Below are 15,499 nucleotides of genomic sequence, written 5' to 3' on the forward strand. Positions count from 1 at the left end.
CCGGTGTCCACCGGACGCGCCGCCAAGACGACACCAGCACCGCCGGTCCGACAGATGTATCGCGGCCTCAGTCCTCGAGAGGCTCGGGCGCGCGCAGCACCAGGAACGTCGCCCCGTAGCCCGGCAGCGAGACGCTGAAGCTCTGCAGGTCGTCGACGCGCCCGATCGTCTCCCCCGACGCGGCGTCGTAGACCTCGCTGCGGGGGACGAGCTGCTCAGAGCGCACGGTGCCCTCCGTCGGCTCGGGCGAGAAGTTCAGCACCGTCACCTGCATGGCGGCGTCCGCGTGGGGGTCACCCTCGTCGAGCCGGTGCACGAGCACGAGCATCCCGGCATGGGCGACCTCGGGGATGTCGACCTGCGAGGCCGTCGCGATGCCGTACTCGCGGCGCAGATCGAGGATGCCCGACAGCCGCGAGGCGAACGACTCCGGGTCGTCGAGCTGCGCGGGCAGCGCGCCGTACAGAGCCCGGCCACGCGGCATCCCCGAGGCCGACCGCGTCGCGGTGGGGTCGGCATCGAGCAGATCGTGCGCGCCCCGTTCGATCCAGCGGGTGTCCCCCGCGCCCAGCAGGTCGGCGACCTCGTCGGCGGGAACCGTCAGCATGCCGACGAGATCCCAGCCCGACAGAGCGAAGACCCCGGGCTGCCAGGCGTTGTAGGCGCACAGCAGCAGGTGGGCGTCACGGATGCCGGGAACGTCGGCGTCGGTGATGTCGTCGAGGCGCGCGATGCCGCGGGATGCCGCGATGAGCGAGGTCGTCGTGCACGCGATGCCGTTCTGCGTGAAGACGCGGTTGTAGTCGGCCGTCCCCGTGAGGTGCTCGGTGAGATCGGCTCGGATCTCCTCCGCGAGCTCGCTGCCCGTGATGTCGCGCCCGCGGAAGCGGTACTCGTCGTCGCCGTGCCGCGTCGCCCAGTGCACGAGCTCGTAGGTGAGCTCGTCGTGGTTCTGCATCCCGTGCACGAGCTGCACCGGCGCGACGCCGAGCTCGAGCGACGAGGTCAGCGCAAGACGGAGGAATTCGGTCTGCCCGGTCGCCAGCGCGTGATGGTAGCCCGGGCGTCCGATGAAGTCGTAGGACAGGTCGGCGCCGACCGCCCCCGTGTCGCGGATGTCCTCGATCGTCAGGTTCAGCTCCTGGAAGGTGAAGCCGCCGACCTTGCGGACCATGCCCGCGATGATGTGGTTCGCGGCGTGCGAGAGGGGATGCCCCTCCGACCAGGCGGGAAGACCCTCCGCGCTCTTCTCGACCCCGAGGAAGCCGTTGGCGTCGAGGCGCAGCGCGCTGGTGCCGAGCTCGCCGAGCGAGTGCAGCGCGTCGCCGATCACCAGGCGCATCCCCGCGAACGTCGGGTCGAGCCAGTTGATCGACGGCTGGCCCTGCTTGAAGTAGTGCAGGTAGACCCAGCGCCGCGTCGCACCGTCGGGACCGATGACGGGCGCCGTGGCGCTCCAGTTCGTCTCCTTCACCCCGGGGGTGTAGAAGATCACGCGCTGCATGGCCCCGATGATGTAGCCGCGCTCGGCGAGCTCGTGCTCGTTCGCGGGATCGAGGTTGACGCTGTCGTATCCCTCGGGGACATCGGGCAGCAGGTGCCAGTCCTCCGGCGGGATCTCGACCATGTGGTAGATCCCCGGGTAGTCCTTGAAGCCCATCTCGGCCAGGCGGAAGTCCGCCCCCTTGCCCGTGTGGCCGGGAACGATGTCGTCGATCACGCTGCCGCCGTGCGCGTCGGCGACGTCGCACAGCGTCCGGAACTCCTCCTCGGTGCCGAAGGCCGGGTCGATCGACGTGCTGATGCGGTCGAAGTGACCGTCGACGCTGGGCGTCTCGCGCCAGTCGGTGATGCCGCCGGCGCGCTTGACCGGCCCGGTGTGGATCGCGGTGATGCCGATGCGTTCGAACACCGACCACAGGGCGTCGTCGCCAAGGGCGGCGAGGAACGACTGCCCGGGGCGCGTGATGAGCGAGATCGGGTACGCCGTGAACCAGACGTCCGTCGTCGAGATCGCGCGGCGCGCGTCGGGGCGGGCGTACGGATTGCGCCACATCGCGGGCTGTCCCGACAGCTGGCGCGCGAGCACGTCGGCGTCCTTGAGCATCGACTGCCGCACGAGCCACTCGACGTACGAGGGATTGCTGCCGTTCGCCGTCCGCGGGTCGGTCATGTTGCGGCGGACGCTGCCGCCGCGGAACTGGTCGCGCGGACGCAGCCGCCGCGGGCGGGCCGGGTAGCGCTGCTCGTCGTAACTGATCTCGGGCACCTCGAGATCGGTCTCGTCGCCGTCGGTCCCCGCCGCCCCCGGAAGGGTGATCGGGGCGGTGTACAGGTCCTCCGGCTGTTCGTCGTCGCGCGCCATGCCTCAACGCTAGGGGCGGCGCGGATCCGGCGGAAAGGGCTGGTGCCCGGGCAGGGGAACCATTATGGGGACGGTGCAGCTTTCTGGTGAACCGTCGTAGGTTCTCTCCGCGACGGCATCCGTGCGCCGGCAACACACCGAAGCGAGAAGCAGACCCCGATCATGACGACGAGCACGCCGACCTCGCCGCCTGGGCGCGCATCTCACACGGACGCCGCGAGATCGCGGACTGGAAACCCCTCGACCGGGTCGTCCTTCACGCCTCTCCGGGGCTGCACACGGGTCGGACGACCACCGCGTCCGCGGGCACGACGCGTGAGGATCAACCGGCGCATCCCTGCTCCTCAAGCCAAGCGCGCGCTTCATCGTTGGCAATGGATGCCGCCACCGGCTGATCCGGATCGATGCTCTGCTCGTCGTAGTTGCGTCCCGTCCGGTCGACGTACGCACTCTCGGTGAGCACGAGCGTGGCGCCGTCGTAGAGCGTGGCACTCACGTTCGCGGAGCTGTATCCCGCGCTCGGCACTCCGAACGTGCGGACGCCGTCGAGCCCGCGGAACGATGCGAGCACGGCTTCGCCGCTGGATGCCGTTCTTTCGTCCTGCAGAACAGCGAGCGGCGCGCCCGTCAGCTTCGCACGGTCGCCGACGTCCACGAAGACGCTCTCGCCGAGCGCGGCCCCGTTCGGTCGCACCGAGACGACGGCGTCACCGCCATGACGGTCGCGGAACGACAGTGCCGGCCCATCGGGAATCAGCGAGGCCACCCCCGAGAGCATCGGATACATGTTGCCGCCGACATTGCCGCGCAGATCGACGATCCACCCGCACGTGCCCGCTGCCGCATGATCGATCCCGTCGGCGACGGTCGTCGCGTATGCGTCCTGGTCGCTCGCATCCGTGGAGATCATCTCGGGGAGCACAACCGTGGTGATGCCGCCCTGCGAGCTCACCGTCGGCACAGGTGCGGACGCGACCTCGTCGGCTGACGACGCGTCGCCCGGGGGGATGAAGCGCGAGTGCGGCCCGCCGGCGACCGCGACTGCTTCCCCGAGAGCGGGATAGAGGTCGGCGTAGGTCGAGGCATGGGCTCCGGCCTCGAGGAGGGCGGCACGGGCCGCTGGCCACTCGGCACTATCGGTGTGATAACCGCGATCGAGACGCTCGACGGCGATCTCCGCGTATTTCTGCACCGAGGGCGGAACCAGGTAGACGCCGAATCGGGGGCCGTAGACATCGATCGCGACGACACCGACGGCTGTCACAGCCGCAATCGCCCCCACCGCGACGGTCGCCCCGATCACGCGCCGCCTCCGACGACGAGTCTTCTCATGGGGGCTTGCTGCTCTCGTGGTTCGCGATCGTGGCACCCTTCGATCTTCTCGAGGCGCACCCGGCACGCACATCACTACGGCGATGTAGTTGCCCGGGCGAGGGTCATCCTCGAGAGGGACATGTCAGTCGGTGACGGCCAGCACCACCTCGGCGACGGCATACGCAAGGCCGACGGCGCTCACCCACACAGCGAGCGCGAGCGCGCTCACGATCAGCAGCCCACGCACGATGTCCACGACGTCTCGGGGATGCTCATCGCGGGTGTCGGCTGGGTGCTGCGGGGAGAAGGAGTCGAGCTGCGTCATGGGTGCGCCTGTTCGTCGGTGAGTGATCGTCACCCACGAGACGCCGCGTCACGCGTTTCATGACGTGATCCCGCCGGTCGGATTGGGCAGGTCGGCTCCTCGGTTCGACCGTCAGCCGAGGCGAAGGGATGACCGGCAGGTCCTGGCTGCGCTCGCCGCCGACCGGTAGAACGGATGCCGCACCCTGCGACCCCGGAAGGCGGACGCCACATGATCGATCGAGACACACTCGCCGCGTTCCTGAGGATGCGGCGCGAGGCGCTGCAGCCCGCGGACGTCGGACTGCTGCGCGGCCAGCGTCGCCGGACTCCGGGGCTGCGACGCGAGGAGGTCGCCGCGCTCTGCAACATGTCGACGGACTACTACGCCCGACTCGAGCGCGGTACCGGCCCCCGCCCGTCGGAACAGATGCTCGCCGCGATCGCGCAGGGGCTGCACCTGACACTCGGCGAGCGCGACCACCTCTTCCGCCTCGCCGGGCACGCGCCGCCCGCTCGCGGTCCCGCCAGCGATCACGTCAGCCCCGGGCTGCTGCGCATCCTCGACCGGTTGCACGACACCCCCGCCGAGATCGTCACGGAACTCGGCGAGACCCTGAGGCAGACGCCGCTGAGCGTGGCACTCGTCGGTGACGCGACCCGCTACACCGGAGATGCCCGCAGCCTCGGCTACCGCTGGTTCACCGACCCGTCCGCACGCGCGACGTACGACGAGGCCGAGCACGCGGTCCTGTCTCGGGTGTACGCGGGCGGTCTTCGCGAGATCGTGGCCCTGCGCGGCCCGTCGTCACGCGCGGCCGCGCTGGCGGCGTCGCTCAGAGAACGCAGCGCGGAGTTCCGCGCTCTGTGGGACGCGCAGCAGGTCGGTATCGCTCCGCCCGAGGTCAAGCGGTTCCGCCATCCGGAAGTCGGCGCGCTCGAGCTGCAGTGCCAGACCCTCCTCGACCCCGACCAGTCGCACCGCCTGCTCGTCTACACGGCGGTGCCGGGGAGCGAAAGCCACGACAAGCTTCAACTGCTGTCCGTCATCGGCGCCGAAGCCGGCCGAGGGGTGACCTGACGATCAGTGGATGAGTCAGCTCTGGCTGCCGCCGGGCACCGCGATCAGCATGGGACGAGCGGGCCACCCCGGTTCGCGTGAACGATGGAGGAACCATGACCCGCGGCACCGCTCCCCTCTCCGACCTGCGTGAACGCCTCGCCGTCGTCACCGGCGCGACCGACGGCATCGGCCGGGTGATCGCGACGCGACTGGCGGCCGCGGGGGCGACGGTCGTCCTGCCGGCACGGTCGCCCGCGAAAGCCGAGGCCGCCCTCGACGGCATCCGCCGCGCGGTGCCCGGCGCCCACGTCACGACGCGGCCGCTCGATCTCGCCTCGCTCGACTCGGTCGCCGCGTTCACCCGGGACCTCGTCGCCGAGGACCGCCCCGTGAACCTGCTCATCAACAACGCCGGCGTCATGACCCCGGGCTCACGCCAACCGACGGCCGAGGGCTTCGAACTGCAATGGGGCGTCAACCACCTCGGGCACATGGCGCTCACCCTGGGGCTGCTGCCGTTGCTGCGCGCCGGCGAAGGACGCGTGACGCACCAGACGAGCGTCGCGGCCCGCTCGGGCGGACTGAACTGGGACGACCTCGACTGGCGGCACGGGTACGACGACATGGCCGCGTACCGGCAGTCGAAGATCGCCGTCGCCCTGTTCGCCCGCGAGCTCGACGCGCGCAGTCGCGCCGCCGGATGGGGCGTGTCGAGCAACATCGCCCACCCCGGCGTCAGCCCGACGAACCTGCTCGCGGCGCAGCCCGGAATGGGCCGGGCGAAGGCGTCTCCGGGCCGGGCGCTGATCGTCGCGCTCTCGCGCGTCGGGCTCGCCGGAACCGTGCCGAGCGCCGCCGAGCCCGCTCTGCTCGCGGCCGCCGGCCCCGACTCCCGCGGCGACGAGTTCTACGGCCCGCGTCGCGTCATCGCGGGTGCCCCGCGTCGCCAGGAGTTCTGGGCGCCGTTCCGCGACCTCACGGACGGACCGCGCCTCTGGGACGCCTCCCTCGAGATGATCGGCGACCGCTTCACGGCCTGAGCGGAGCGGGAGCCGGCCGGCACGTTACCGCGCGAGACACAGCACGCACGCACGCGGGCGCGGCGCACCACGCAATGCGCCTCGCTCGACGCGCAGATCGTGTGCCGGCGCCGGATGAGCGAGGAGAGCCCTGGCGATCATGTCTACGGGTGCTGCCCGGCACCTGTAGAGACGCCGTGCGAGGAGAGGGCGAGCGACGCGATGCGTAGGAGGAACACCCAACACCTGCCTCCCGCTCTCCGAGTGGGACGGATGCCGAGAACCGCGCCACGGCGGTGGCATGACGTGGCGCGCCGCCGGTGGTCTTTCGCTGTGACACGGGTCGCCATCGTCGCGATCGGCGCCCTCGGGGTCGGGCTCGCCACACCGGCGCAGGCGGCCGCCGATGCCGCAGCTCCTCCGGGCTCGGCCCTCTCCCATCTCGCGTCCACGACCGTCGATGACGCTGTGTCGGATCTGACCGCGCCAAGCGCGCCCTCATCGTTCTGGGTCGTTCCCTCACTGCTCTCGGCCGTCGTGATCATCGTCGGATTGATCTTCCGGCAGCGTGAACGCGCTCGCGACCGAGCCCGCGACGGCTGACCCCGGGCCGCCCGCGGGCGGAGTCAGGGCAGCCGGTCGACGAGCCGGACGGTCGGCACGACGCTGACTGAAGCCGGCAGAGACGGCCGCACCGTCAGGGTCGCAGGCTCGGATGCTGTCGAGCCGTAGGCGTTCGCGAACACGATCCGGTACTCGGTCCGGTCCATGCCCAGCGTGGTGGGCCCGGTCGAGTACTCGGGCTGCGTCGCGCCCGGGATATCGACCCACTCCCCGTCCGCGACCCGCTGCTGCCACTGCTGCGTGCGGTTTGGTGAGACCGCGGGGGTGCTCGCCCGGAACACCGCATCGTGGCCGACGAGCGTCCGCACGTCGGCGGGATGGGAATCGATGACCGGCGCCGCGGCAACGGTGAGCAGAGCCGGGTCGCTGACAGCGCGGCCCAGGTGGTTCTCGGCCACGACTCGAAACCGGAGACCGTCCATCTCCGCGGTGACGTTTGAGAAGAGGAGGCTGTTGGGAGATTGAACCCACTCTTCGAACGTTCCGGACTCGTACGCCTCCCAGACCACACCATCCCGCGAGACCTCCCAGGTGACAGGGAGCGTGCTTGGGGTCGCATTGTCCACCACCCAGACGTAGAAGCTGGCGAACCCTCCGAGCGAAGCGACGACATCCGACGGGTGCGTGATGAAATACGGTGCACCGCGAACGGTGAGGACGGCGCCATTCGTGTGGACAGACCCCGCGGCGTTGGTGTGTACCGCGCGGTATCGCCATCCGTTCATCTCGGCCGTCGTGGCCTCCAGGCGGAGCGTGGCGGCGGTCGCCCCGACGATGTCGGACCAGGTCGCACCGCCGTCGGCCGACACCTGCCACTGGGTGCGGACGCCGTCACCGGAGGCGGATGTCGTGAACTCGGCGCCGCTCCCGACGTCGACGATGACGTCGACGGGGTGCTGCTCCACGAGCGGCAGATCGAGCACGGTCACCGTAAAGGTGCCGGCGGCGAGCGGTTCGCCGTTCGGCGCCAGCAACCGCATCGCGCCGCCTTCCAGAACCGCTCCACGGGGCGCGTCCTCGGACAAGCGCATCTGCATGAAGATGCCGGTGGGCATCGGGACGCTCGCGGAGACGGACCGCGCCGTGCGGCCGTCATCGTGAAGAGTGAAGGCGAGCTGCCCCTGAGACTGGTGCTGCATGGCCACGATCTCGACATGGTCGGGGACGGTGAACTCGAATCTTCCGGTGATGGCGGGCGGGGCCAGACGATAGGCGAGAACATGGAACCTTTCTCCCGGCGCCCTGACGGAGTCATCGCCGGAGGCGATGATCTCCTCGAGTGCCCGCGGACTCGCCGCCTCAGACTGCACCGATTCCGCGGCGATCGGCGCAGCGTGCGCGGGCACGGTGACGCCGGCCAGCGCGACCGTGGACACCGCGGCCACCGCCGTCAGGTACCGAGCCTTGAGCCATCTCACGGTGCTTCCCCTTCGTTCTCGTCCACGCACGAGATTAGGAGTGGCCCACGGCACCCAGAGGCTCACCGTGGGGATCTGAGTGCGCGACCGCCGAGAGTGAGTGCCGGGTCGCGAGGCGGCAGTCGGGCTCGAGCGGATCGCGGATCGAGGGCCGCTGGAGGCGAGATCGCGTGGCGAGCGATCAGCCGATCCCGACTACTCCGCCGGCGGCTCCCCTTCACCGCAGGCAGAGATGCCCGGCAGGGAGACGACCGTACGGCTGTCCAGACGAGCCGGTAACGCCCCGACGAAGGCCGAACCGTCGAATCCCTCTTCGGGACAACCGCCCAGCGCGTCCAGTAGTAGCCAGCGCGTTCAGTAGTAGAAGCAGTTTTCGGCGCACTTCCGTGATCGTCGTCGCTGCGAACGAGAGCACACCAGAAATGCACCACTCATGCCCCACACATGCAGAAAACCCCCGGATAACCGGGGGTTTTCATTGGCGGTGACGGTGGGATTTGAACCCACGGTAGGGGGTTACCCTACACAACTTTTCGAGAGTTGCACCTTCGGCCGCTCGGACACGTCACCGCCGACCAGCTTACGACATCCGAGGCGATGCTGCGAACCACGTGTCCCCGGCCAGGCGTAGCGTGTGTCTGTGACGCGATCATCGACCCCGCAGACGGCTCTCATCGTCGCGATCGCGTCGCTCGCGTCATCCGTCGCGTTCCTCGACAGCACGATCGTGAACGTCGCACTCCCGGCGATCGAGCGCGAGCTCGGCGGCGGACTCGCGACGCAGCAATGGGCGGTCGACGCGTATCTGCTGACGCTGTCGTCCCTCATCCTGCTCGCGGGCTCGGTGAGCGACGCCTACGGGCGCCTCCTCGTGCTCCGCATCGGACTGATCGGCTTCGGTGTCGCCTCGGTAGCGGTAGGTCTCGCGCAAGACCCGGTCTTCCTCATCGCCGCGCGCGCCGTCCAAGGTGCGGCTGGCGCCTTCCTCGTGCCGAGCTCGCTCGCCCTCATCACCTCGCTCCTCCAGGGCCACGAGCGCTCGCGCGCCATCGGCCTGTGGACGGCCTTCACGACGGGCGCCTCGCTCGTCGGGCCGCTGCTCGGCGGCCTCTTCGTCGACCTGCTCTCCTGGCGCTACGCATTCCTCATCAACGTGCTGCCGGTGGCCGTCACGCTGTGGCTCGTCGCGCGGCTCCCCGTTCACGACGAGCGCCGGGCCGACGCCGGGATCGACTGGTTCGGCGCCGCCCTGTGCACGGCGGGCCTCGGCGGCATGGTCTTCGCGCTGATCGAGCAGCCGAACCTCGGGTGGACCTCCCCCGCGATCTGGATGCCGCTGGCCGGCGGCGCCGTGATGTTCGCGGCCTTCCTGCTGCGGCAGCGAACGTCGCGGCATCCGATCCTGCCCCTCGGACTGTTCCGCGCGCGCAACTACTGGACCGGCAACCTCGCGACCCTGTTCGTCTACGCGGCCCTCTCGCTGAACGGCTTCGTCGTCGGCGTCTACCTGCAAGAGGGCGCCGGCCTCAGCGCGACGCTGGCGGGCCTGGCGAGCCTGCCGACCACGGTGCTGCTGATCGCGCTGAGCCCGTGGGCCGGCTCGCTCGCGGAACGCCTCGGCGGGCGCCTGTTCATGACCGTCGGCCCCCTCGTCATGGCCGGCGGCGCACTGATGCTGCTGCTCGTCGGCGAGCGCTTCGACTACTGGTGGCAGGTGCTCCCCGGCCTCGTCGTGTTCGGACTCGGGCTCGGCGCGACGGTCTCGCCCCTCACCGCGACGATCCTCGGCGCCGTCGACCCGGAACGTTCGGGCATCGCGTCAGCCGTGAACAACGCCGTCGCGCGGGTCGCCGGCCTCGTGGTCATCGCCTTCTTGGCGCCCATCGTGGGCGGCACGCTCGACCTCGCCGGCTTCCACCGGGCGGCGATCGTCACTGCCGCACTCATGGCCGCAGGCGGACTCATCGCCTTCGCCGGCATCCGGAGCAGCACGCCCTCAGCTGAAGGAGCCCCGACGGCGGCTGACTGACGCTCAGGCCGGCGAGCGCTCAGGCCGGTGAGCGCTCCGACGCGAGCGGGCCGAGCACCGACAGCATCCGCAGCTTCTCCGCCGCCTCAGACCCGGGCTCGGGGGTGAGGGTGAGGAGCGCCTGCGAGCGGTCCTCCGTGAAGAGAACCTGGCAGTCGACCTCGATCTCGCCGACGGCCGGATGCACCACGACCTTGTGGTCGGCGAAGCGCTCAGCCACCTCCTCGAGATCCCAGAGCCGTGCGAACTCGGCGCTCCGCTCGCGCAGGTCGTCGACGAGACGCGCGGCCCGCGACCCTGCGCCACCCCGGCCCGCGACGGCGCGGAGATTCGCCACGATGGCCCGGCTCTGCCGGTCGTGATCGGATGCCGGATACACCGCCCGCTCGCTGACAGGATGCACGAACCAGCACCAGGCGCCGCTGCGTTCGCGACCGGTGCGTCGTTCGCGCGCACCGAAGAGAGCCCGCGCGAGGTCGTTCTGGGCGAGAGTCTCGTCGAGCTCGGTGATCACGAGCGCCGGGATGTCGTCGAGCCGGTCGAGCACCCGCTGAAGCGCCGGTGCCACATGATCGGCAGCGCCGGAACGTTCGGGCGGCGTGTGCCCGGCGAGCCGGTGCAGGTGGTCGCGCTCCGAGCGCGAGAGGCGCAGGGCCCGCGTGAGCGACGCGAGCATCTGCAGGCTCGGCTGCGGACCGCGCTCCTGCTCGAGACGCGTGTAGTAGTCGGCGCTCATGAGAGCGAGTTGCGCGACCTCTTCGCGCCGGAGTCCCGGCACCCGGCGGCGCTCCCCCGACGGCAGTCCGACGTCCTCCGGACGCAGCCGCTCTCGACGTGCGCGGAGGAATCGGGCGAGTGCGGCGCGGTCCACGCATCCATTGTGACCGCGGCGACCCGCTCGAGCCAGGGATCGCCGCTCCCCCGTTCACGCGTGCCTGGACGCGCACGGATGCCGCGACGAGAGTCGTCGCATGGACATCACCGGACGCACCATCTTCATCCCCGGCGCGACGAGCGGCATCGGCCGCGCGCTCGCCATCGCTCTCGCCGAGCGCGGCAACACGGTCATCGTCGGTGGCCGCCGGCGCGAACTCATCGACGACCTCCGCTCGTCGCACCCGGGCATCGACGGCGTCGAGATCGACACGTCGGATGCCGCATCCATCGAACGCGCCGCCGCCGAGGTTCTGGAACGGCATCCCGGCCTCGACGTGCTCGTGACGATGGCGGGCATCATGAATGCGGAGGACTGGACCTCTCCCGTGGGATTCGTCGACAGCGCGGAACGCACCGTCACGACGAACCTGATGGGGCCCATCCGGCTGATCGGCGCATTCATCGAGCACCTGCTGACCCGCCCCGCCGCGACGATCATGACGGTCTCGTCGGGGCTGGCCTTCGCCCCGCTCGCTGCGACGCCCAGCTACAACGCCACGAAGGCGGCGATCCACATGCTGAGCGAATCGCTGCGTCTGCAGTACGCCGGCTCCCCCGTCGAGATCGTGGAGCTCGTGCCGCCGGCTGTGCAGACCGACCTCATGCCCGGTCACGCCGACAACCCGCAAGCGCAGCCGCTCGACGAGTTCGTCGACGAGGTGATGGCGATCCTCGAGCGGGATGCCGATGTGCGTGAAGTGCTCGTCGAGCGCGTGAAGTTCCTGCGCCATGGTGAAGCGCGCGGCGACTACGCAGATGTCGTGCGGACACTCAACTCCTCCGACCCCCACGCAGGTCGGAGAGGGGCCCGGTAGCGACTCTCATGCGCCCCTGCCAGACTGAGATCATGAGCGCGATCGAGAACTCCAAACTCACCGTCGTCGGCGCGGGCGCCGTCGGATCCAGCGTCGCCTACGCGGCCCTCATCCGCGGCTCGGCCCGTCACGTGGCCCTCTACGACATCGCCACCGAGAAGACCGAGGCCGAGGTGCTCGACCTCGCACACGGCGCTCAGTTCACCGGCTCGAGCGACATCATCGGCGGGTCCGACATCTCTGTCGCAGAGGGCTCGCACGTCGTGGTCATCACCGCCGGCGCCAAGCAGAAGCCCGGACAGACGCGCACGGAGCTCGCGGGCGTGAATGCCGGCATCATCGCCTCGATGATGCCGCAGCTGCTCGAGGTCGCCCCCAATGCGACCTTCGTCATCGTGACCAACCCGTGCGACGTGCTCACCGTTCTCGCGCAGGAGGCCACCGACCTGCCGCCCGAGCGCATCTTCGCCTCCGGCACCGTTCTCGACACCTCGCGTCTGCGCTGGAAGATCGCCCGTCGCGCCGGTGTCTCGATCTCGAGCGTGCACGCCTACATCGTCGGCGAGCACGGTGACACCGAGTTCCCGCTGTGGTCGCATGCCACCATCGGCACGGTGCCCATCCTCGACTGGGTGCCCCTCGACGGTCAGCCCAAGTTCACCGCCGAGGAGCTGGACCAGATCGCCGTCGACGTCCGCGACGCCGCATACAAGGTGATCCAGGGCAAGGGTGCGACGAACTACGCCATCGGCCTCTCGAGCGCGCGCATCGTCGAGGCGATCCTGCGCGACGAGGATGCCGTACTGCCCGTCTCCACGGTGCTGCGCGACTTCCACGGTGTCGACGGCATGGCGTTGTCCGTGCCGTCGGTCGTCAACCGCCGGGGCGCGTTCCCTGTGCGCGAGATCGAGTTCTCCAAGCGCGAGCTCGAGCTGTTCCAGCACTCGGCGGCGGCCCTCAGCGACGTCGCCACCTCCCTGCGCGGCTGACCTCGCGCGCGCCCGGCGCGCGAGGTCGCGCGGGGTGCTGATACATCCGTCGGACCGGCGGTGCTGGTGTCGTCCCGGAGGCCCGGGTGTGCGACATCCGCACCACCGGTCCGACGTATGTATCGCCCGAACCGGCGCCGGCGCTGACAGACGAGGGGATGTCGGAGGTCGCGCCTACCCTGGACGCATGGCCTCTCGACGTCCCGCCCCCACCACGGCCTTCAAGTGCACGGAATGCGGGTGGACGACGGCGAAGTGGGTCGGCCGCTGCGGGGAGTGCCAGCAGTGGGGCACCGTCGTCGAGGCGGCGACGCAGACCGGCATCACGTCGACCGTGACGGCGGTGAGTCCAGGCGCTGCGCGCGCCGCTCGTCCGATCACCGAGATCGACACGACCGAGGCGCCACGGCGGTCGAGCGGTGTCGGCGAGTTCGACCGCGTGCTCGGCGGCGGCGTCGTCCCCGGCGCGGCGATCCTGCTGTCGGGTGAGCCCGGCGTCGGCAAGTCGACTCTGCTGCTCGAGGTGGCCGCCCAGTCGGCTCGCTCGGGCCGTCGCGTGCTCTACGTGAGTGCCGAGGAGTCGCTCGGTCAGGTCCGGCTCCGTGCCGAGCGGACCGGCGCGCTGCACGACGCGCTCTACCTCGCAAGTGAGACCGACCTCGCCACGGTGCTCGGCCACGTCGACGAGGTGCGTCCCGATCTGCTCATCGTCGACTCGGTGCAGACGGTGTCGTCATCGCTCTCCGACGGAGTGGCCGGCCAGCCGAGCCAGGTGCGCGAAGTGGCGTCGACGCTGATCCGTGTCGCGAAAGAGCGCGACCTCCCCGTCCTCATCGTCGGACACGTCACGAAAGACGGGTCGATCGCCGGCCCCCGCGTCCTGGAGCACCTCGTCGACGTCGTCTGCCAGTTCGAGGGAGACCGGCAGACCTCGCTCCGGTTCGTCCGAGCACTGAAGAACCGTTTCGGGCCGACGGATGAGGTCGGATGCTTCGACATGACCGGCGACGGCATCGCAGAGGTGCCCGATCCGAGCGCGCTGTTCCTGGGCCACGGCGACCCCGTCCCCGGAACCTGCGTGACGATCGCGCTCGAGGGTCGACGCGCGCTGCCCGTCGAAGTCCAGGCACTGACGCTCAAGACCGGGGCGCCGAACCCCCGCCGTGTCGTCAGCGGCGTCGACAGCGCTCGCGTCGCGATGATCCTCGCCGTGCTCGAGAAGCGGGGAGTCGCAGTCACGAGTGACCAGGATGTCTACGTCTCGACCGTGGGCGGCGTGCGCCTCGTCGAGCCCGCCGCCGACCTCGCCATCGCCATCGCCATCGCCGGCGCCGTCGGCGGCAAGGCCGTGTCGCGACAGGTGGCGGCCTTCGGTGAGCTCAGCCTCGCGGGCGAGATCCGCCCGGTCACCCAGTCGAACCAGCGCCAGTCCGAAGCGAAGCGCATGGGCTATACCGCGGTGGTGGATGCCTCATCCCGCACCATCGGGGGAGCTATGCGCGACCTCCAGGTGCGCCAGCCCGCGGCATCCGCCACCGACGCCGGCTTCTGACCCGCTCACGCCCCTCACTCCGCCTGACCTGGCAGCTCACGCCCCCGCCCGAGGGGTGACTGGGCACCAACTGCCAACCCAGCGACCAGCCCCCAACCCACCCCGCCTCACCTGGCAGCTCACGCCCCACCCCAGGGGTGACGGGGCACCAGCTGCCAGCCCAAACCTCGAGCCCAAGCCCACCCCGCCTCACCTGGCAGCTCACGCCCCCACCCGAGGAATGACGGGGCACCAACTGCCAACCCAGCGACCAGCACCCCAACACACCCCGCCTCACCTGGCAGTTCACGCCCCACCCGAGGAATGACGGGGCACCAACTGCCAGCCCAAACCTCGAGCCCAACACACCCCGGCCACCTGGCAGCTCACGCCCAAACTCAGCGCCCGAGCGGGCGCGAAGCGCCAACCCAAACCACGAGCCCCAAACCCCAAACCCCGAGCCCAAACCCGAACCCGAGACCCCGGATCACGCGTCGAGGGCGGCGATCACGTCCTGCGGGGCGGCCTGCATCGGGTGCGGGCCCGCGATGTCGAAGAACACCGTGGTGATCTCCGACTCGTGAACCCCGAGGAACGCGCGCAGACCGCCGGGCGACTGCAGCGCGACATGGGCCGGGAGCGCCTCGGGCTTGTGTGCCGCATCGCTGAACAGGAGCAGCGCGACATCCCCCGTGTTCGGATCCCGATAGGTCCAGATCTCCCCGACGTCGCGCGGATCATCCCGGTTCCCCGGCCGCATGAGCGGCACGACGGTCGGGCCGTGCCGCAGGGCGAACGCGAGGGCCGCCATGTCCTGCGTCTGCAGAGCGTCGGCGAGCTGCGGGTTGCGGAACTCGGGCAGCGGCTTCTTCGCGCCCCGCTTCTTTCCAGCCATCACCTCAGCCTAGAGAGAGAAGGGGCCCTCTCGAACTCTTCATTGGGGACTGAGGAAATCGAGAGGGCCCATCGCTCGCCCGAGGTGGGGATCCGTCGTCGCGATTCTGGGGGGTTACGCGACTACTCGCTGCTGGGGACAGCGGGGGTTCCTCGGGGAACTGCATCCAGGTTACGACCGGTCCCGACCCCTGTCTGC

13 protein-coding genes and 1 tRNA gene are annotated in these 15,499 nt (G+C 70.2%); 7 read left to right on the forward strand and 7 right to left on the reverse strand.

Annotation, left to right across the window (positions count from 1 at the left end):
* Positions 1-67: 67 nt before the first annotated feature.
* The 3 genes from treS to C1N74_RS14550 form a co-directional block, all read right to left on the reverse strand.
* Positions 68-2,365, reverse strand: coding sequence for a maltose alpha-D-glucosyltransferase (gene treS / locus C1N74_RS14540; protein WP_023953856.1), 2,298 nt, complete (start codon positions 2,363-2,365; stop codon positions 68-70).
* A 322-nt stretch (positions 2,366-2,687) separates the two neighbouring features.
* Entirely contained in the window at positions 2,688-3,668 is a 981-nt protein-coding gene (locus tag C1N74_RS14545; protein ID WP_219994743.1) for a S41 family peptidase, read from the reverse strand.
* Between the two features lie 153 nt (positions 3,669-3,821).
* Positions 3,822-4,004, reverse strand: a complete 183-nt coding sequence (locus C1N74_RS14550) for a hypothetical protein (RefSeq protein WP_064955517.1) — start codon at positions 4,002-4,004, stop codon at positions 3,822-3,824.
* 210 nt (positions 4,005-4,214) lie between these two features.
* Between C1N74_RS14550 and C1N74_RS14555 the strand changes: the two genes are divergently transcribed.
* The 3 genes from C1N74_RS14555 (at position 4,215) to C1N74_RS14565 (ending at position 6,667) form a co-directional block, all read left to right on the forward strand.
* On the forward strand, positions 4,215-5,063 hold the full coding sequence (locus C1N74_RS14555) for a helix-turn-helix transcriptional regulator (protein ID WP_137750794.1): 849 nt from the start codon (positions 4,215-4,217) through the stop codon (positions 5,061-5,063).
* A gap of 95 nt (positions 5,064-5,158) precedes the next feature.
* A complete protein-coding gene (locus tag C1N74_RS14560) occupies positions 5,159-6,085 on the forward strand; it encodes an SDR family oxidoreductase (protein WP_114598397.1) in 927 nt (308 codons plus the stop codon).
* Positions 6,086-6,397: 312 nt separating this feature from the next.
* Positions 6,398-6,667 carry a hypothetical protein gene (locus tag C1N74_RS14565; protein WP_137750795.1) on the forward strand — a complete coding sequence of 90 codons (270 nt, stop codon included), beginning with the start codon at positions 6,398-6,400 and terminating at the stop codon, positions 6,665-6,667.
* A 23-nt stretch (positions 6,668-6,690) separates the two neighbouring features.
* Here C1N74_RS14565 and C1N74_RS14570 read toward each other — a convergent pair whose 3' ends face one another.
* Together C1N74_RS14570 and C1N74_RS14575 are read right to left on the reverse strand one after the other, a co-directional pair.
* A complete protein-coding gene (locus tag C1N74_RS14570; protein ID WP_137750796.1) occupies positions 6,691-8,106 on the reverse strand; it encodes an immunoglobulin domain-containing protein in 1,416 nt (471 codons plus the stop codon).
* 479 nt (positions 8,107-8,585) lie between these two features.
* A tRNA-Ser gene (locus C1N74_RS14575) sits at positions 8,586-8,676 on the reverse strand.
* Positions 8,677-8,746: 70 nt separating this feature from the next.
* Here C1N74_RS14575 and C1N74_RS14580 point away from each other — a divergent pair.
* A complete protein-coding gene (locus C1N74_RS14580) occupies positions 8,747-10,135 on the forward strand; it encodes an MFS transporter (RefSeq protein WP_137750797.1) in 1,389 nt (462 codons plus the stop codon).
* 19 nt (positions 10,136-10,154) lie between these two features.
* Here the strand turns inward: C1N74_RS14580 and C1N74_RS14585 are convergent, their stop codons facing one another.
* Complete coding sequence (locus C1N74_RS14585) at positions 10,155-11,006, reverse strand: helix-turn-helix transcriptional regulator (RefSeq protein WP_071918986.1); 852 nt, start codon at positions 11,004-11,006, stop codon at positions 10,155-10,157.
* A gap of 100 nt (positions 11,007-11,106) precedes the next feature.
* Here C1N74_RS14585 and C1N74_RS14590 point away from each other — a divergent pair, with 100 nt between their 5' ends.
* From C1N74_RS14590 to radA, 3 genes are all read left to right on the forward strand, one after another.
* Complete coding sequence (locus C1N74_RS14590; RefSeq protein ID WP_137750798.1) at positions 11,107-11,886, forward strand: SDR family oxidoreductase; 780 nt, start codon at positions 11,107-11,109, stop codon at positions 11,884-11,886.
* A 32-nt stretch (positions 11,887-11,918) separates the two neighbouring features.
* Entirely contained in the window at positions 11,919-12,875 is a 957-nt protein-coding gene (locus C1N74_RS14595; protein ID WP_036304761.1) for an L-lactate dehydrogenase, read from the forward strand.
* Between the two features lie 187 nt (positions 12,876-13,062).
* Entirely contained in the window at positions 13,063-14,427 is a 1,365-nt protein-coding gene (gene radA / locus C1N74_RS14600) for a DNA repair protein RadA (protein ID WP_137750799.1), read from the forward strand.
* Between the two features lie 466 nt (positions 14,428-14,893).
* On the opposite strand, the gene C1N74_RS14605 is transcribed toward radA, so the two are convergent.
* Entirely contained in the window at positions 14,894-15,301 is a 408-nt protein-coding gene (locus tag C1N74_RS14605) for a hypothetical protein (protein ID WP_023953832.1), read from the reverse strand.
* Positions 15,302-15,499: the final 198 nt, after the last annotated feature.

The organism is Microbacterium sp. SGAir0570, assembly GCF_005491085.2.
In the GTDB taxonomy this organism is placed as follows: domain Bacteria; phylum Actinomycetota; class Actinomycetes; order Actinomycetales; family Microbacteriaceae; genus Microbacterium; species Microbacterium arborescens.